This window comes from Bradyrhizobium sp. CCBAU 53338, assembly GCF_015291665.1.
Classification (GTDB): Bacteria; Pseudomonadota; Alphaproteobacteria; order Rhizobiales; family Xanthobacteraceae; genus Bradyrhizobium.
On sequence record NZ_CP030048.1, the window covers coordinates 5,023,613 to 5,041,566 of the forward strand.

General features: G+C 64.5%; 19 protein-coding genes. 16 read left to right on the forward strand and 3 right to left on the reverse strand.

The annotated features are described in order from the left end of the window. Nucleotides 1-32 precede the first annotated feature (32 nt). The 4 genes from XH90_RS23670 to XH90_RS23685 are packed head-to-tail and all read left to right on the forward strand — an operon-like array spanning nt 33 to nt 3,066. On the forward strand, nt 33-644 hold the full coding sequence (locus tag XH90_RS23670; protein WP_210348699.1) for a TMEM175 family protein: 612 nt from the start codon (nt 33-35) through the stop codon (nt 642-644). Between the two features lie 14 nt (nt 645-658). Then, nucleotides 659-1,357, forward strand: a complete 699-nt coding sequence (locus XH90_RS23675; RefSeq protein ID WP_194476725.1) for an alpha/beta hydrolase — start codon at nt 659-661, stop codon at nt 1,355-1,357. A 36-nt stretch (nt 1,358-1,393) separates the two neighbouring features. After that, nucleotides 1,394-2,266: an alpha/beta fold hydrolase gene (locus XH90_RS23680; protein WP_194476726.1), complete on the forward strand. Its 873-nt coding sequence runs from the start codon at nt 1,394-1,396 to the stop codon at nt 2,264-2,266. Between the two features lie 29 nt (nt 2,267-2,295). Further along, nucleotides 2,296-3,066 (forward strand): SDR family oxidoreductase, encoded by a 771-nt coding sequence (locus XH90_RS23685; protein ID WP_194476727.1) that lies wholly within the window; start codon nt 2,296-2,298, stop codon nt 3,064-3,066. 47 nt (nt 3,067-3,113) lie between these two features. On the opposite strand, the gene XH90_RS23690 is transcribed toward XH90_RS23685, so the two are convergent. Beyond that, the gene (locus XH90_RS23690; protein WP_194476728.1) at nt 3,114-4,082 is read right to left on the reverse strand and encodes an alpha/beta fold hydrolase; all 969 of its coding nucleotides are present in this window, start codon (nt 4,080-4,082) and stop codon (nt 3,114-3,116) included. Between the two features lie 68 nt (nt 4,083-4,150). Further along, the gene (locus XH90_RS23695) at nt 4,151-5,122 is read right to left on the reverse strand and encodes a hypothetical protein (protein WP_194476729.1); all 972 of its coding nucleotides are present in this window, start codon (nt 5,120-5,122) and stop codon (nt 4,151-4,153) included. Between the two features lie 321 nt (nt 5,123-5,443). Here XH90_RS23695 and XH90_RS23700 point away from each other — a divergent pair, with 321 nt between their 5' ends. After that, nucleotides 5,444-5,887 (forward strand): SRPBCC family protein, encoded by a 444-nt coding sequence (locus XH90_RS23700; RefSeq protein WP_194476730.1) that lies wholly within the window; start codon nt 5,444-5,446, stop codon nt 5,885-5,887. A 234-nt stretch (nt 5,888-6,121) separates the two neighbouring features. Here XH90_RS23700 and XH90_RS23705 read toward each other — a convergent pair whose 3' ends face one another. Further along, complete coding sequence (locus tag XH90_RS23705) at nt 6,122-7,450, reverse strand: Hsp70 family protein (RefSeq protein ID WP_194476731.1); 1,329 nt, start codon at nt 7,448-7,450, stop codon at nt 6,122-6,124. 296 nt (nt 7,451-7,746) lie between these two features. Here XH90_RS23705 and XH90_RS23710 point away from each other — a divergent pair, with 296 nt between their 5' ends. From XH90_RS23710 to XH90_RS23760, 11 genes are all read left to right on the forward strand, one after another. Continuing rightward, the gene (locus XH90_RS23710; protein ID WP_194476732.1) at nt 7,747-7,884 is read left to right on the forward strand and encodes a hypothetical protein; all 138 of its coding nucleotides are present in this window, start codon (nt 7,747-7,749) and stop codon (nt 7,882-7,884) included. A gap of 249 nt (nt 7,885-8,133) precedes the next feature. Next, nucleotides 8,134-9,423 (forward strand): oxalate/formate MFS antiporter, encoded by a 1,290-nt coding sequence (gene oxlT / locus XH90_RS23715; protein ID WP_194476733.1) that lies wholly within the window; start codon nt 8,134-8,136, stop codon nt 9,421-9,423. Between the two features lie 233 nt (nt 9,424-9,656). Continuing rightward, complete coding sequence (oxlT, locus tag XH90_RS23720) at nt 9,657-10,958, forward strand: oxalate/formate MFS antiporter (RefSeq protein WP_194476734.1); 1,302 nt, start codon at nt 9,657-9,659, stop codon at nt 10,956-10,958. A gap of 183 nt (nt 10,959-11,141) precedes the next feature. Then, nucleotides 11,142-11,567 (forward strand): CBS domain-containing protein, encoded by a 426-nt coding sequence (locus tag XH90_RS23725; protein WP_194476735.1) that lies wholly within the window; start codon nt 11,142-11,144, stop codon nt 11,565-11,567. 111 nt (nt 11,568-11,678) lie between these two features. Next, nucleotides 11,679-12,698, forward strand: coding sequence for a 2-dehydropantoate 2-reductase (locus XH90_RS23730; protein WP_194476736.1), 1,020 nt, complete (start codon nt 11,679-11,681; stop codon nt 12,696-12,698). Next, nucleotides 12,698-13,483 carry a fumarylacetoacetate hydrolase family protein gene (locus tag XH90_RS23735; protein WP_194476737.1) on the forward strand — a complete coding sequence of 262 codons (786 nt, stop codon included), beginning with the start codon at nt 12,698-12,700 and terminating at the stop codon, nt 13,481-13,483. The genes XH90_RS23730 and XH90_RS23735 overlap by 1 nt, the downstream gene beginning before the upstream one ends. A 161-nt stretch (nt 13,484-13,644) precedes the next feature. After that, on the forward strand, nt 13,645-14,361 hold the full coding sequence (locus XH90_RS23740) for a hypothetical protein (protein ID WP_194476738.1): 717 nt from the start codon (nt 13,645-13,647) through the stop codon (nt 14,359-14,361). Nucleotides 14,362-14,531: 170 nt separating this feature from the next. After that, entirely contained in the window at nt 14,532-14,735 is a 204-nt protein-coding gene (locus tag XH90_RS23745) for a hypothetical protein (RefSeq protein WP_018647766.1), read from the forward strand. Between the two features lie 46 nt (nt 14,736-14,781). Continuing rightward, on the forward strand, nt 14,782-15,441 hold the full coding sequence (locus XH90_RS23750; RefSeq protein WP_194476739.1) for a hypothetical protein: 660 nt from the start codon (nt 14,782-14,784) through the stop codon (nt 15,439-15,441). Nucleotides 15,442-15,790: 349 nt separating this feature from the next. Beyond that, nucleotides 15,791-16,786: a nitronate monooxygenase family protein gene (locus XH90_RS23755; RefSeq protein WP_194476740.1), complete on the forward strand. Its 996-nt coding sequence runs from the start codon at nt 15,791-15,793 to the stop codon at nt 16,784-16,786. Between the two features lie 25 nt (nt 16,787-16,811). After that, a complete protein-coding gene (locus tag XH90_RS23760; RefSeq protein WP_194476741.1) occupies nt 16,812-17,780 on the forward strand; it encodes a zinc-binding dehydrogenase in 969 nt (322 codons plus the stop codon). The last annotated feature ends 174 nt before the right edge of the window (nt 17,781-17,954 follow it).

The window sequence follows — 17,954 nt, forward strand, 5'->3', positions numbered from 1 at the left end:
CCATCATCGACGACAGACCCGACGGCGCAGTCATGGCGAACGAAGACACAGTGACGCCCGACAGGATGAACGCCTTCTCCGACGGCGTCTTCGCTGTCATCATCACGATCCTGGTGCTGGAGCTCCGCCCTCCGAAGGAGGCAAGCTTCGGCGCCTTGCTGGCGCTGTGGCCGACGGCGATCAGCTACGCCATCAGCTACCTCTTCATCGCGATCGTCTGGGTCAATCATCATCACCTCCTGCGGTTTCCCGACGTCGCGACGCACCGCCTGATCTGGGGAAATTTTGCGCATCTGTTCGCAGTCTCGTTGATGCCATTCGCGACGGCATGGATCGCGAGCACCGAATTGGGCGCAGTTCCGGTCGCGTTCTACGCGGGCGACTTCTTTCTGGTGAATGCGACGTATCTGCTGCTGTGCATGGAAGCCGTGGACAGGTCGGCGCCGCACAAGGTCGAGCCGCAGGCCCGCTTGATGATGCGCATCCGTTCGCTCGCGACGCTGCTGGTCTTTGCCGCCGCGGGCATTGTCGCGCTGCGATACCCGATCGGCGGCATGGCGATGATCTGCCTTTGCCTCGCCGTTTACCTGAGCCCGGGAGCACCGGGCACATCTCGTCCACTCAAATCGTCTCGCGTCGTCTAAAGAGGACTGTTTCCATGGCTGAATCGAAAACTGCTCCGACGTTCGTCCTCGTTCACGGAGCCTGGGCGGACGGCTCGAGCTGGCGCAAGGTGATCGAGGCACTTGCCGCGCGTGGCGCCAAGGCGGCCGCAGCCCCTCTTCCGCTCACCAGCGTTTCGGACGACATTCGCGCGCTGGACCGCCGCCTCGCGGGGATCGACGGCCCGATCGTGCTGGTCGCCCACGCCTATGCCGGCGCCGTGATCCCGGGTTCACAGAACGCGCGCGTCAAGGGCCTGGTCTTCGTCGCGGCATTGGCGCCCGACGACGGCGAGACCGTCGGCGACGTGTTCGGCCGGGGCAAGCCGCACCCGAAAGCGCCGCAGCTGGCGCCTGACGGTGACGGCTTCATCTGGTTGCCGGACAGCGCGTTTACGAACGCCTTCGCCCAGAACGCCAGCCCGACGGAGAACGCCCTGTTTGCCGCCGTGCAGCGGCCGATCCACGGCGCCTGCCTGCAAGAGAAAACCGCAAAGCCGCTCTGGAAGGTCGTGCCGTCCTGGTACCTGCTGGCCGAGCAGGATCGCATGATCAACCCCGAGACGCAGGAGTTCATGGCGCAGCGGATGAAGGCCACGATCCGGCGGCTGGACGTCGATCATACGCCAATCGCGACGGCGCCCGAGCAGGTGGTCGAATTGCTGCTCGAAGCCGGACAATCCGTGTCGGTTTGATTTGACCAATCGCACGCGAACGTAAGGAGCAATCCGATGAATCCCATCAGATACCGTTCAGTCGAGGTCGACGGCCTCAAAGTGTTTTATCGCGAAGCGCAGAAGGTCGGAGCGCCGAAGCTGCTTCTGCTGCACGGCTTTCCCTCCTCAGGCCACATGTTCCGTGACCTGATGCCGCTGCTTGCCGACAAATTCCATCTGGTCGCGCCTGATCTTCCCGGCTTCGGCCTCACCGACATGCCGCCGCGGGACCGCTTCTCGTACACATTCGACAACATCGCGCGGGTGATCGACCGCTTCACCGAGATCATCGGGTTCGATCGCTTTGCGATTTACGTCTTCGACTACGGCGCGCCGGCGGGCTTCCGAATGGCGGTTCGCCATCCCGAGCGCATCACGGCGATCATATCGCAGAACGGAAACGCCTACGAAGAGGGCCTCAGTGACGGCTGGACCCCGATCCGGACCTATTGGGAAGACGCCTCGGAGGCGAACCGAAAAGCGCTGCGCGCTTTCCTCGCGCCGGAGACAACGAGTTGGCAATACACAAACGGCGTACCCGACCCGACAAGCGTGTCACCGGACGGTCAGAACCTCGATAACTACTACCTCGCCCGTCCCGGCGCAGACGACGTTCAGCTCGACCTGTTCGGCGACTACAAGAGCAACGTTGCGCTCTACCCCACATTCCAAAACTACTTCCGCACGCACAAGCCGCCGTTCCTGGCGGTCTGGGGCAAGAACGATCCGTTCTTCCTTCCGCCGGGCGCCGAAGCATTCAAGCGCGACATTCCGGAAGCCAGGATCCATTTCTTCGACACCGGCCATTTCGCGCTGGAGACGCACTATGCCGAGATCGCAGGGATCATCCGCGATTTCATGGACGCCCACGCAAATCGGAACAGTTGAGCAAGTAGGAACAGTTGAGGATGTCTCGCATGTCGGAGTCTGTGGCCATTGTGACCGGTGCCAGCCAGGGCATCGGACGCGCGACGGCGATACGTCTTGCGCGCGATTTTCCGGAGCTCGTGCTGGTCGCGCGCAACCGCGCCAATCTGGACGAGACGGCGGAGGCCGTGAGAGCCGCCGGCGCAAAGGCGCTGGTGATCGATGCCGATCTGGCCGAGCCCGCCGTGGCGGGCGCGATCGTCGATCAGGCGCTCGCGGCTTTCGGCCGAATCGACGCCCTGCTCAACATCGCAGGCGCCGTCCCGCAGATCGACCTGTTTGAGATGACGGATGCGCAATGGGAGGGCGGCCTCGCGCTCAAGCTCCATGGCGCACGCCGCCTCACGATCGCCGCTTGGACGGCGTTGAAGGCCACGCAAGGCTCGGTCGTGCTGATGTCCGGCAACTCCGCCCTCTTTCCAAAAGCGCCGTATGCGGCCGTCGGCACGGTCAATGCCGCTGTTGTCGCGCTGGCAAAGGCATTCTCCGACCGCGGCATCGCCGATGGCGTGCAGGTCAACAGCGTGCTGCCGGGACCGGTGATGACGGGACGCCGCCGTTCCTATCTCGAGCATTGGGCCCCGCTGCACAACATGACGGTCGAGCAAGCCACGGCAAACTTTCCGAAGGAAGCCGGTATCGCGCGCTATGGCGAGCCCGAGGAGATCGCCGAGTTGATGGCATTCCTCGTATCGTCTGGCGCGCGCTGGATGACCGGCTCGACGCTGCGCATGGACGGCGGCGAAGTGAAATCGATTTGATTGCCTGGAGGTCTATTCGCCAGAATACGCCTCGCCGGTTGCCGGATTCAATGCTCGCCGAGTTGCTCGCCAAAAAACCTCACCACCGCCGCGTTGAACTCGCGGTGAAAACCTGCCCTGTCGAAGCTTGCCGGCGTGTCGGTACAGATGCGTGGGACGGCTGCGGCAAGCTCGGCCGAGCACGGCGCGAGGAACGCGTAATGGCCGGCCGGCACGACATGGATTTCGGGGTTGCCCGGCAGGCCATCCGCGACGCGCGCGGTGCCCGAACCGTCGCCGACGCCCGGGCCGCCGAACTGCGAGCGCCAGAACTGGAATGGCAAGGTGACCACGGCGAGATTCTCGCGCGTCAGGAGGCCCGGCGCAGGATCGACGATGACAGCGGTGCGGATACGCGCATCGCGGATCGGCTCTGGCGGCGTCACGCCATTGTGCAGCTCGGCGCACGCACCGGTCGTCTCCTTGCAGAGGCCCGTGACCCTCGCGAAATCCGGCCTAGTCCCCATCAACACGAAGCCGGTGGCGCCGCCGAGCGAGAAGCCGAAAAAGCCGATCTTGGCCGGGTCGATCACTGCCCTGTCCCTCCAGTCCTTCAGCACGAAGTCGAGCAGGCGCACGATGTCCGCGGGCCGCGATTCCCAGACGGACAAGGTGTTGCGCCGCGAGGAGTCGTTCGCGGTGTCACCGGGATGATTGATGGCCGCAACAACGAAGCCGGCATCGGCCAATGCCTCCGCCGTGTCGTGTTGCTGACCGAAAAACCCGCCCCGGCCGTGCGAGTAGATGACGAGCGGAAGCTTTGTCCCCGTGACGGGACAATCCTTCGCGCCCTTCAGGTCGAAATCAGCGCTGACCGCAAGACGGCCAAGCTTGACATGCGTCGGCTCCGCCGCGCACGGATACCAGATCGCGCCCGACAGTGCCGGATCGGACTGGAGGAGCTGAATGCCCGCGGCCCTGGCAAACGAGCCGAGACATAGAAACGCGACGGCGAAAGCCCGGATGACCTTGCGCAACGGAAGCTCCCTGGTTTTCGCGTGGGAGTTGAGCGGGCAAGCGTAGCGGAATTGTGGCTTCAATCCCGCTAGGAACGTGCGCGCGGCACTATCCGGGCCAGCAGAGGCACGTTTGCGTGCCACAGCAAGCAATCGCGCGCCCGCGCGCTCTGGCCCGCAGCAAGCTCGGCAAGCTGCGCGCGCGAGAACACGTGCCGCTCGCAGTAGAACGGGCGAAGCGGCGAGCGCGAGAAGAAATTGTAGAACAGCGCGGAGCGGTCGCGCGCGATCGCCGGCCGGCCGCGATGATAGCGGCTTGCGACATCCGCGAAGATCACGGTGCCCGCCTTGCCGGTGCAACTCGTGACATCACCAGGCTCCAGCGCCCCGCCGAGACGCTGCTCCAGCATTTCCTGGGTCAGCACCGGAAAATTGCCGCCGTCGAGCTGGTCGCTGCCCGGAAAGGCGCGATGCAGGATCTCGAGCGGACCGCCATCCTCGTCGACATCGTGCAGATAGACGATGACCTTGACCATCCGCCGATCCTCGACGTCGCGATGCCATCGGCGCGCGGCGACCTGCCGGCCATCGGCCAGGGTATGGAAGAAATTCAGCGTGTCGCAGGCCGCAGGCAAGCCGAGATAGGTCTCGACGATGTCGAGGATGCGGTCGTCGAGGGGCCAGCGGACGATATGCGGATGATGCATCATCTCTTCGGCGCCGACCTGCACCGTGTATTCGCCGGCAAACTCGCCTTGCCCGGCACGGAGCGAATAGGCGCTCGCGATGCCCGTCGCCGACCTCCACAATGCGCCGGTGCCGGGCAGATCCAGCCTGTCGAGCGAGGTGACGTAGACGCCGTTCCTCTCCAGACCGGCGACGATGTCGTTGTCGAACGGCGAAAGTTGAGGCAGGCGCGGCCTGTGGGATGCGCGCGCCTTTTCGTAACTCTCGTTCAGTTTCCGGCTGATGGCCGGCATTGCGAGCAACCGCGAAGCGGTCTCGGCCGGCAGGCTGCGGACCCGGCGCAAGGCCCGGTAACGCAGCGTCTTCTGCTTCATGTCGCGAAGTCCCCAAATTGCAATCGCCCCGTCGTGCGGTCGCCTCGTCGTGCGAGGCGGCCGGCCACGAACTCATCGCCGAGATGAGAGGCCAAAATCCGGCTCGAGTGTTTCGGAGTGTGAACCGGAGCCTGGATGCTCTCAATTTGTGCGAACAACGCGCGCGGTATGCAGACGGCTCGTCACGACACGCACCGGCCCGGCCGCAACGTCAGGCAAAAAAACCGACGGTGCCATGTCGGATCGGCGTGGCCGCGTTCGTCCTTGGGCCATGATTGGGCAATAGACCTCGCGCCCATCGGTTCACAGGGAATAACGACCATGCCGAACACCGTACGTCTGCACCGCGTCCTCACCACCAGCCCTGAAAAGGTCTATCGCGCCTTCATCGAGGCCGATGCGCTGGCGAAATGGCTGCCACCCAATGGTTTCACCTGCACCGTGCATCATCTGGAGGCCAAGGTCGGCGGCACGTTCAAGATGTCCTTCCGGAATTTCACGACGGGCAACGGCCATTCCTTCGGCGGCGAATATCTCGAGCTCGTTCCCGGCCAGCGCCTGCGCTACACCGACAAATTCGACGACCCCAATTTGCCGGGCGTGATCGAGGTGATCGTGATCTTGAAGAAGGTCTCTGTCGGCACCGAGGTGGACATCACGCAGGCCGGCCTACCCGACGTCATCCCGGTCGAGGCCTGCTATCTCGGCTGGCAGGAATCGCTGCGCAACCTGGCGAAGCTCGTCGAGCCGGAGATCAATCAGTAGCACCAAATCGGAATAGCATCGGATTGAATCCATGCGGCCGCGGCTTGCGCCGCCTCTCCCGCTTGCGGGAGAGGCCGACGCGCTCGCAGAGCGCGGCGGGTGAGGGTTCTCGCCGCGCAGGGACGTTTTCGGCAATCGTCAACAATCCCGATGCGGAGATACCCTCTCCCCAACCCTCTCCCGCAAGCGGAGAGGGAGCGCACCACCCCCCTTGGCGACCATGCGCCCCCCCAACTACGCGCCCGTCTTCTTCAGGCCGCCGTCCGCGGTCCAGCGATCCGGCTCGGGGCTGTGTCCGATCAGCGCGAGGCCGTAGGCGATCGACTCGAACTGGTCGCCCGACATCAGCCGCTCGTTGCCGAACCGGTCGGCGAACAGTTTTCGCACGGCGGGCACGAACGAGGTGCCGCCGGTCAGGAACACCTTCTCGATGTCGCGCGCGGTGATGCGGGCTTCGCCGAGCACCTTGTCGACGGTGGCGCCGAGGCGCGCGATGTCGTCGGCAATCCAGGCGTCGAACTTTGTCCGGGTAATGGTCGAGCCGATATCGACGCCGCCGCCCTTGAAGCGGAAGTCGACCTCGTCGCTGGCCGAGAGCGCGACCTTGGCGTCCGACACCGCGCGATACAGCGAAAAGCCGAGATCGAGATCGACGATGGTGATGAAATCCTCGAGCTGATCAGGCTTCAGCGCGCTGCGTGCGAGCTCCCTGAGCTCGCGCAGGTCACCGTTGCTCTTCATCAGCGCGAGCTGATGCCAGCGCGCGAGATTGGTGTAATGGCTGTTCGGGATCGGCAGCACCTTGTCGAACGAGCGGAAGCTCGAGCCCTTGCCGAGCCGCGGCGAGACGACGCGATCGACGATGCGATAGTCGAACGTGTCGCCCGCAATCCCGATGCCGGCATGGCCGAGCGGTTCGGCGCGCAAGTGTCCGCCGGCGCGCGAGAAGCGCATCACCGAGAAGTCGCTGGTGCCGCCGCCGAAATCCGCAACCAGCACGGTGGCGTCGCGCTCGAGGCGCCGCGCAAAGGAGAACGCCGCGCCCACGGGCTCGTAGACGTAACGGGCGTGGCCGGCGCCAAGGCGCTCGAACGCGGCGCGGTAGCGCTGCATGGCGAGGTCGTCGTCGGGATTGCCGCCGGCGAAGCGCACGGGACGGCCGACGGTGATGTTGGCCGCCTCGAAGCCGAACCTGTCGCCGCCATGACGCGCCAGCGTGCGCAGGAACGCCGCCAGAATGTCCTCGAACTTGAAGCGCTGCCGGAACACCTGCGTGGTGTTGAAGCTGGAGCTCGCCGCAAAGGTCTTGAACGACTGGAGGAAGCGATAGACGTGGCGTCCCTCGAGAAACTGCTCGATCGCCCACGGCCCGCCTTCGGCCTGGGCGCCGGCGCCGGGCCGGTCCTCCCAGAAGCACAGCGCGGAGACGTAGGTGCTGTGGCGCTGGCCGCCATGGTCGAAGCGGATGGCCTCGACCCGGCGGTCATCAGCCGCAAGGGCGACGACGGTGTTGCTGGTCCCAAAATCGATGCCGATCGAGACGGCGGGCGAGGCGCTCGACATGAACCACTCTGCAAGATGCCTGGAAAAGGGGGCGAACCACTAGCCGTTTTGCACTGCAGTGCCAAGGGGCCGGTTCAGGGCCGATCCGTAGTGGTCCGGACCCGGCTTTTCGCTGGTTTAGCCTGAAACGGCCCGTTTTGAGCTCCAAATCGACGTCTTTAACCAGGTGTTATGCTGCAATGCGGTAGTTCGAATGCTGCTATGCAATGAGATGCATGGACATTGGCATCTGGTATACATAAAACAACCTTCGAAATGAGACAGCAATACTGACCGTCTCAAGAAAGGGAATTCCAATGTCGAAGACCGCTGCCGTTGCCCTCGCCCCCGCTTCCTCGCCGTTCGCCCGTCTGGTGGCTGCGATCGACCGCCTGTTGCTGGCCTATGCCGAAATGAACATCCGCAACGGCGACGTGCCCCGCTTCGGCCTGTAAGCATCAGGACGAGAAGCCGGCGCGTCGAATTGTCGCGGCGGTTGCAAGAGCTGCGAACTCCTACTTCTGAAGAATTGGCCCCGCTCTGCGGGGCCATTTCTTTTTGGATATCGGCACATTGCGCAGCCTCGAAAAGCGAGGTTGCGTCATAAGCGCACAATGGGCCGTCGTGCGCTTGAAGCTTGGCATAATGAATACAAGAATGACGCCAAGCGCATTCAAAAAACAGAAGCGCAAACTGGAGGATTCATGACGGACATGGTGCAAGCAACAACAGCTGCTACAGCCGCACGCGTCAGCGACACGTATCGCTGGGCGCAACTGGCGATCGGCGTAGCGGCCATGGTGATGATCGCCAACTACCAATACGGCTGGACGTTCTTCGTCCCCGACATCCAGAAGAAATTCGGTTGGGATCGCGCCTCGATCCAGTGGGCCTTTACTCTGTTTGTTTTGTTCGAGACCTGGCTGGTGCCGGTCGAAGGATGGTTTGTCGATAAATACGGTCCGCGTCTCGTCGTGCTCGTCGGCGGCGTGCTCTGCGCGATCGGCTGGGCGATCAACGCGCAGGCGACCACGCTCAACGGCTACTATCTCGGCATGATCGTCGCGGGCATCGGCGCCGGCGGCGTCTACGGCACCTGCGTCGGCAATGCGCTGAAATGGTTTCCCGACAAGCGCGGTCTCGCCGCGGGCATCACCGCCGCCGGCTTCGGTGCAGGCTCCGCGCTCACCGTCGCGCCGATCCAGGCCATGATCAAGGATAGCGGCTTCCAGACCACCTTCCTCTATTTCGGCCTCGGCCAAGGCATCATCATCTGCGTTCTCGCCTTCTTCCTGCTGGCGCCGAAGGCGGGCCAGGTGCCGAACGTGGTGGCGAATGCCGCGCTGTTGCAGACGCGGCGCAACTACCAGCCGACCGAAGTTCTGCGTCAGCCGATCTTCTGGCTGATGTACTTCATGTTCGTGATCGTCGGCGCCGGCGGTCTGATGGTGACGGCGAACCTGAAGCCGATCGCGGTCGACTGGAAGGTCGACGCCATCCCGGTCACGCTGATCGGCATGACCATGACCGCGGTGACGTTCGCTGCAACCATCGACCGCGTGCTCAACGGCCTGACGCGTCCGTTCTTCGGCTGGATCTCCGACATGATCGGCCGCGAGAACACGATGTTCATCGCCTTCGGCATGGAGGGCGTCGGCATCTGGATGCTCTACCTCTGGGGCCACGATCCGATCTGGTTCGTGATCCTGTCGGGCTTCGTGTTCTTCGCCTGGGGCGAGATCTACTCGCTCTTCCCCTCGACCTGCACCGACACGTTCGGCGCAAAGTTCGCGACCACCAATGCCGGCCTGCTCTACACCGCCAAGGGCACCGCCGCATTGCTGGTGCCGCTGGCGAACTACGTGCAGCAGACGTCGGGCCATTGGGACAACGTGTTCATCCTCGCCGCCGGCGCCAACATCCTGGCCTCGCTGCTGGCGCTGGTGGCGCTGAAACCCTGGCGCAAGGCGGTTGTCGCGAGATCGACGATCTGAACGCATCGGCAAAGCCGTTCCAGACGGACGCCCGGCCTCATGGCCGGGCGTTTTCGTTTTGGCTGCGCCCGGACATCCGCCGGTCTTACCGCAACGCACCCAAAAATTCGCGCTTGCTTCTTGGAATATATTATACCAAGCTTCCTTTGGCGCTTGCGACGATAAGTCACGACATTTGCGACACTCAGTCACAATGAAGACAAGGCGCGTCATTGGGAGCTCAAGGAGGAATCATGGCTGCAAGCATGAATGCGACGTCGCCCACCGGCGGCTTTCGCTGGGTTCAGCTCATTGTCGGCGTCGTCTGCATGGCGATGATCGCGAACCTGCAATATGGGTGGACCTACTTCGTCGGACCGATGTCCAAGGCGAACTCGTGGGACGTGGGCAGCATCCAGATCGCCTTCAGCATCTTCGTCGCACTCGAGACGTGGCTGACGCCGGTTGAAGGCTGGATCGTCGACTCGCTCGGCCCGCAACGCGGACCCAAGCTCATGGTCGCCGCGGGCGGCCTCTTCGTTGCCATTGGCTGGCTCATCAATGCGAAGGCGACTTCGCTCGAAATGCTCTATCTCGGCGCAGTCATCTCCGGCGTCGGCGCGGGCGGCATCTATGCCACCTGTGTCGGCAATGCCGTGAAATGGTTCCCCGATCGCCGCGGCCTCGCGGTGGGCCTCACTGCGGCGGGTTTCGGCGCGGGTGCGGCCGTCACCGTCATTCCGATCCAGAAGATGATCGCATCCATCGGCTATGCCGACACCTTCTTCTGGTTCGCTCTCGGACAGGGCGGCATCATCTTCATCCTGGCCTGGCTGCTGCGTTCGCCGGAGCCGAGCGAAGTGCCTGCCGCCGGCGCCGTGAAGGTTCTGCAGTCGAAGACCAGCAGCACGCCCGGCCAAATGCTGGCTTCTCCGGTATTCTGGCTGCTCTACGTCATGTTCGTGCTGGTGTCTGCGAGCGGACTGATGGTGGCGGCGCAGATCGCGCTGATCGCCAAGGACTATGGCGTGGCGCAGTCGGTGGTGTTGTTCGGAGCGACAACGCTGATCGTCTCGGGCGTGATCGACAACCTTGCCAATGGCGGCGCGCGGCCGTTCTTCGGCTGGGTGTCCGATCAGATCGGCCGCGAATACACGATGGCCATTGCCTTCACCGCCGGCGGCCTCGCCTACTGGCTGCTCGGCACGGCGGGAACGACGCCCTGGACCTTCGTGATTTGTGCGGCGCTGATCTTCTTCACCTGGGGCGAGATCTTCAGTCTGTTCCCGTCGACCTGCACGGATATGTTCGGTCCGAAATATGCGACGACGAACACCAGCCTGCTCTACACCGCCAAGGGACTGTCCGCTTTCGTCGTCCCTCTCGCCAACGTCCTGAAGAGCTATACGGGGAACTGGCATTCGGTGTTCGCCATCGCCGCGATCATGAACTTCGCCGTCGTCGGCCTGGCGCTGTTCGTGGTGCGACCGATGCGGTTGTCGATCAGCGCTTCACAGGACAAGCAGGAGCGCGCGGTCGGCCAGCCTGCCGAGTAGACCGCCTCAACCAGAAGACCAAACGCAAAGGGCGCACTTCGGTGCGCCCTTTCTCGTTTGACCGCGCAACTGACAAACGTCAGCAATGCTGCCGCAAGATTTTTCGGATCAACCAAATCCAGCGCTTGACGATTGGCATTATGTATACCACACTTCCCCCATCATTCACCCAGGGAGGTTGCAATGCTGGTCGGAGACATTCTGCGCAAGAAGACACCGCGCGTTGTCACGGTGCGAATGAACGAAACGGTGGGTATTGCCGCCAAGCTGATGCGGGCCAACAACATCAGCGCGCTGGTGGTGAAGGACGTGGTCCGCTCCGAAGGCAACACCGCGGTCGGCATGTTCACCGAGCGTGACGTGGTGCGCGCGGTCGCCGAGCACGGCGCCAACGCGGTCAACGTCAAGGTCTCGCAACTCATCTCGGTGCAGCAGCTCGTCTCCTGCACCTCCTCGGACACGATCGAGCACGTCAGGCATCTGATGAACCGGAATCACATCCGGCACCTGCCCGTGATCGACGACTACAGCCTCGTCTCCGTCATCAGCATGCGCGACATCGCCGCTGCCGTCGACGAGGCGACCAACAGCACGCCGCAAGCGGCCTGATCGCCTCAGGCGGCCACACCTCTTCCCCTGCGACTACCGGCCCCGGCTCGGATCCATCCGAGCCGGACCGGATCTTTCGTCCCAAAATTCCGGTACTCCCGCGAGGATTTCATGAAGATCTGCATCTACGGCGCCGGCGCGATCGGCGGATATCTCGGCGTGCAGCTGGCGCGCGCAGGCGCCGATGTCAGCCTGGTCGCACGCGGCGCACACCTCGCCGCGATGCGCGAGCGCGGCCTGACTCTGCTCGCCGGCGAGGAGACGCACACCGTCCATCCCCGCTGCACCGACGACGCAGCCGAGCTCGGCGTGCAGGACTACGTCATCGTCACGCTGAAGGCGCATTCGATCACCGGCGTCATCGAGAAGATGCAGCCGCTGCTCGGGCCGCACACCCGCATCGTCACCGCGGTCAACGGCATCCCCTATTGGTACTTCCACAAGCACGGCGGCGCCTACGAGGGCTCGACGCTCGAGAGCATCGATCCCGGCGGCCGGCAATGGCGCGAGATCGGCGCCGAGCGCGCCATCGGCTGCATCGTCTATCCCGCCACCGAGATCGAGGCGCCTGGCGTGATCCGCCACGTCTACGGCAACAATTTCCCGCTCGGCGAGCCCTCCGGCGACATCACCGCCGACGTGCAGCGCCTCGCCGACCTCTTCGTCGCGGCCGGCCTGAAGGCGCCGGTGCTCGACCGCATCCGCGACGAGATCTGGCTCAAGCTGTGGGGCAATGTCTGCTTCAACCCGATCAGCGCGCTGACCCATGCGACGCTCGACGTGATCTGCACCGATCCCGCCACGCGCGCGCTGTCGCGCGCGATCATGGTGGAGACGCAAGCCATCGCCGAAACGTTCGGCGTCAAGTTCCGCGTCGATGTCGAGCGCCGGATCGAGGGCGCCCGCAAGGTCGGCGCGCACAAGACCTCGATGCTCCAGGATCTCGAGCGCGGCCGCCCGATGGAGATCGATCCGCTCGTCACCGTGGTGCAGGAGATGGGCCGCCTCACCAAGATCCCGACGCCCGCGCTCGACTCGGTGCTGGCGATGGTGACCCAGCGCGCCCGCATCGCCGGCCTCTATGACGGCGTCTCCACGCCATCAGATCCTCGCGCACTGGCGGTGGCGTGATGAGCAACGAAACAAAAAAATGGCTCCGCTTCCGTCACGCCGGCACCACCGGCTTCGGCACGCTGACCGCATCGGGCATCAGCGTGCATGACGGCGAGATGTTCGGCCGCAACGCAGGCACAGGCAAGACGCTGGCGCTGTCGGAGGTCGAACTGCTGGCGCCCTGCACACCCAGCAAGATCGTCGCGCTCTGGAATAATTTCCACGCGCTCGCGGCCAAGCTGAACCAGCCCGAGCCGCCTGAGCCGCTCTACCTGCTCAAGGCCACCACCACCATCACGACGCCGGGCGCCGTGATCTGCCGTCCCTCCTACTACGACGGCAAGACCACCTATGAGGGCGAGCTCGGCATCGTGATCGGCAAGACCTGCGCCCGCGTCTCGCCCGCCGAGGCCGACAGCTTCATCTTCGGCTACACCTGCGTCAACGACATCACCGCCAACGACATCCTGACCAGCGATCCCACCTTTCCCCAATGGGCGCGCGCCAAGGGCATCGACGATTACGGCCCGTTCGGCCCCGTCATCGCGACCGGCCTCGACCCGGCCAAGCTCACCGTCCGCACCATCCTCAACGGCGCCGAGCGGCAGAACTATCCGATCTCGGACATGATCTTCAGTGCGCAGGCGCTCGTCAGCAAGATCTCCCACGACATGACCCTGCTCCCCGGCGACCTCATCGCCGTCGGCACCTCGGTCGGCGTCGGCGTCATGAAGGAGCCGGTGAACACGGTGACCGTCGCCATCGACGGCATCGGCGAGCTGACCAACGAGTTTCGGCTATAGCTGCAAACGCGGTGCCGTAGTCCGGATGGAGCGAAGCGCAATCCGCAAGGACATCGGCGGCATCTTCTCGGCCATCCGCAACAGCCTGAACCGGATCGCGTGAAGGGCCGGACATACAGTCCGGTTCGAACCGCGATCAACCTGGCTGCGACTATCAGCACATGCGCTTCATCCTCGGCTTCCTGTCCGGTCTGCTCGGCGCGCTCGCCGGCTGGGCGGGCCTTGCCGCGCTGGTGGTCCTGCTGGCGGGACCGGACCGCGATGGCGGCATCGCCATGAGTGCCTTCTTCGACATCGGCCCGATCGGCGGCGTGGCCGGCCTGATCGCCGGCATCTGGCTGTTCATGCGCTTCGGCCTGGTCCGAAACGCAGCGCCAGAGCCGCCCGCGGAGACCTCCGATGCCACGCCTCGGCGCACAACGCGGCTCTCCTTCCCCTTTGCCGTCACCGTCGCGCTCATCGTGGCCATTCTTGGCTGGTGGGGATGGTACGAACTCATCCGCTCGCCCAATCTCAGTCACGGCTTCATGACGCTCCAGGTCGAGTTTCGCCTGCCGGCCGGCATGAGCCTGCCGGACAAGGAGGAAGACGTGCATATCGAGGTCGAGGAGGCCTCGGGCTACGCCGATGCGATGTTGCCTCCGAACTGGCGTGCCCATGATGGCGATCGCCGGGCGATCATCGCCACGACCTCGCTGATGTACAAGACACGCCACCGCGCCGTCAGCCTGACCCTGCCTGACGTGCCCACGCAACGCTGGTCGATCGACCTTCCCTCCGATCCCGCCCCCACGCCCGGCTTCTCACCGTGGCGCGTCGCGACCGACGGATCGCCTACGAAGATCGAGATGCATTTCCGGCTGAGCGCCGATCGCTGAAGAGCGCGCGACGCGCCGAAATAATTCGACACACATCACATCTGCGCGTGCCCGACAGATGCCGCCAACATGTCGCTGGGGTGCCCCAACTTGGTCGCATTCGGCCGCCCTTGTGGGAGGCGTGTCTGGGGGCACGGCTCGGCCGTGTTTGGACCAAACCTGCTAGGGGTATGACTGTGAAGAAAATCGTATTTGTTCTGGGTGCGACGCTTGCTCTGGTGACGGCCGCCAACGCTGCCGATCTGCCGCGCCGCCAGCCCGTGCCGGTTTATCCGGCCGAGCAGGCCCCGATCGGCAAGATGCCGATCGGCAAGAGCCCGGTTGGCAAGGCCCCGATCGGCAAGGCGCCCGGCCCGGTCGCCGCGCGCTACTGAGCGACGCGCAGGATTTGCGCAAGCGCCGACAGTCGAGGGGCATCGCGTGACGAACGAATTTGATCGATCGGGATCCTGCATCCTGGCGGGCCTCGCGCTTGCGACCATGATCGCCTGCGCGACGCCATCGGCCTCGGCCCAAGAGAAGAACCACCAAACGAACAAGCGCATGGCCGACGCCAGCGCGCTTGTTTCGACCGACGCCGCTTCGCGCGCACCGCAAGCCACGCGGCGCTCGGCTGCGCGGGCGGAGAAGGGCCCCTACTACGTCGACTTCCGCGCGCGGACGGCGGCGAGCTGGGGCCATGCCTTCGTCTGGTATGGCAAGACCAGCGAGCGCGCCGTCGAGGTCGCCGGCCTGACGCCGGCCGGTGATACCTGGACCTATGTGCTCGGCTATCTCACCTGGGTGCCGTCCGAGACCGGTGCGAGCTATGGCGATCTCGACCCGGACTATCTGACCGCGAGCTATCGCGTGTACCTCAACGAAGCCGACGCCAAGCGCGTCTTCGCCTATATCGAGAAGCTGAAGGCGAGCTCGCCGGTCTGGAATGCCGAGACCACCAACTGCACCGGCTTCATCGGCGACATCGCCGAGTACATGGGATTGAAGGTCCCCAACCGCTGGCAACGCCCGGAAAACTTCGTCAACAGCCTTAAAGACATGAACGGCGGCCGCCAGATCGTACGGCTGTCGGCGGAGTAGCTTCTCAGCCGTCATTTCGAGCGCAGCGAGGCGTCAACCAATGACCGTCGCCCTGAGGCGCGCGCCCTGGGGAGCAACGCGCCGCTGGCAAGCCTCGAACGGCGACAGCCCGGCTGCGTCTCGGCCGTTCATCCATCGCGGCTCCGCATGGGACGCGTTGCGTCCCATGCCTCGGGCCTCAGGATGACGGGGTGAGATACCAATTGTCCGCCCCGCGGAATCACCCTCACCGCCCGCATGACGCCCCGCCCGCACCGCACGGCGGCGCAATAGACATTTCCTGACCCCGGCGGCATCCTCCGCCCATCAACCGATAACAGAGCCTGAAACGCAGGCGGGGGAAACAGCGATGTTGCAGACACGGTTCACCAAGCTCGTCGGCGTCGAGCACCCGATCGTCCAGGGCGGGATGCAATGGGTCGGGCGGGCCGAGCTGGTCGCGGCCGTCGCCAACGCCGGCGCGCTCGGCTTCATCACGGCGCTGACCCAGCCGACGCCGGAGGACCTCACCAAGGAGATCGCGCGCTGCCGCGACCTCACCGAGAAGCCGTTCGGCGTCAACCTCACCATCCTGCCCGCAATCAAGCCGCCGCCTTATGCCGAATACCGTGCCGCCATCATCGAAGCCGGCATCAAGGTGGTCGAGACCGCGGGCAACAAGCCGCAGGAGCACGTCGACGAGTTCAGGAAGCACGGCGTCAAGGTCGTGCACAAATGCACCAGCGTCCGCCACGCGCTGTCGGCCGAGCGGATGGGCGTCGACGCCATCTCGATCGACGGCTTCGAATGCGCCGGCCACCCCGGCGAGGACGACACCCCAGGCCTGATCCTGATCCCGGCCGCCGCCAACAAGGTCAAGATCCCGATGATCGCCTCCGGCGGCTTTGCCGACGCCCGCGGCCTCGTCGCGGCGCTGGCGCTCGGGGCCGAAGGCATCAACATGGGCACCCGTTTCATGGCGACCAAGGAGAGCCCGATCCACCAGCTCATCAAGGAGAAGATCGTCGCCAATGACGAGCGCGAGACCGAGCTGATCTTCCGCACCATGCGCAACACCTCGCGCGTCGCCAGGAACGAGATCTCGACCAAGGTCGTCGCGATGGAGAAGGAAGGCGCCAAGTTCGAGGACATCCGCGAGCTCGTCGCCGGCGCCCGCGGCAAGATGGTCTATGCCACAGGCAATTCGGACGAAGGCATCTGGTCGGCCGGCCAGGTGCAGGGCCTGATCCAGGACATCCCGAGCTGCGGCGAGCTCATCTCCCGCATCGTGCGCGAAGCCGAGGCCATCATTCGCAGCCGGCTCGAAGGCATGATCGTTCAACCAAGCGCGCAGGCCGCGGAATAATCACTGCAAGAAGCGAGAGCAATTCATGAAGGCTTACGTCTACGGTCCTGAAGGCGCTCGGATTTCCGACGTCGCTCAACCAAAGCCGAAAGGCACGCAGGTCCTCGTCAAGGTCCGCGCCTGCGGCCTCAATCGCGCCGACACCGGCATGCGCAAGGGCCACGCGCACGGCGCGGCCGGTGGTGCCGGCACCGTGCTCGGCATGGAATGGGCCGGCGAAGTCGCCGAGCTCGGACCTGACGCGAAGGGCGTCAAGGTCGGCGATCGCATCATGGGGTCGGGCGGCGCGGCCTTCGCGGAGTATACGCTCGCCGATCACGGCCGGCTGTTCCGCGCCCCCTCGAACATGAACTTCGAGGAGGCCGCCACCCTGCCCGTCGCGCTCGCGACCATGCACAACGCCGTCGTCACCGTCGGCGGCGTGAAGCCCGGCCAGGCCGTGCTGGTCCAGGGCGCCAGCTCCGGCGTCGGCCTGATGGCGATGCAGATTGCAAAACTCAAGGGCGCGAGACTCGTGATCGGGTCCTCGACCGACGCCTATCGCCGCGGCCGGCTGAAGGAGTATGGCGCCGACCTATCGGTCGACTCCTCCGATCCCAAATGGGTCGACGAGGTGCTGAAGGCGACGAACGGCGAAGGCGTCGATCTCATCGTCGACCAGGTCTCCGGCAAGGTCGCCAACCAGAACCTCGCGGCGACGAAAGTCCTTGGCCGCATCGTCAATGTCGGCCGGCTCGGCGGCACCCATGCCGACTTCAACTTCGACCTCCATGCCGCCCGCCGCATCAGCTATATCGGGGTCACCTTCCGTACCCGCACCATCGAGGAGGTCCGCGAGATCTTCGAGGAGGTCAGGAAGGACATCTGGGGCGCGGTGGAATCGCGAAAACTCCAGCTGCCGATCGACAAGGTCTATCCGCTCGACCAGATCGACCAGGCGTTCGAGCACATGGAGGCGAACAAGCATCTGGGGAAGATCGTGGTGACGCTGTGACGACCGCCGTCCTTCCGGGGGCGGCTCAAAGAGCCGAACTATGCGCAGTTGCGCACCTGAGAATCTCGAGATTCCGGGTTCGCCTTCGGCGCCCCGGAATGACGGTGGTGAAAGGCATCCGCTCCTGCAACTCACTCGCGACTAGTTCTGTGGATGGTCGCTTGATGTTCACGG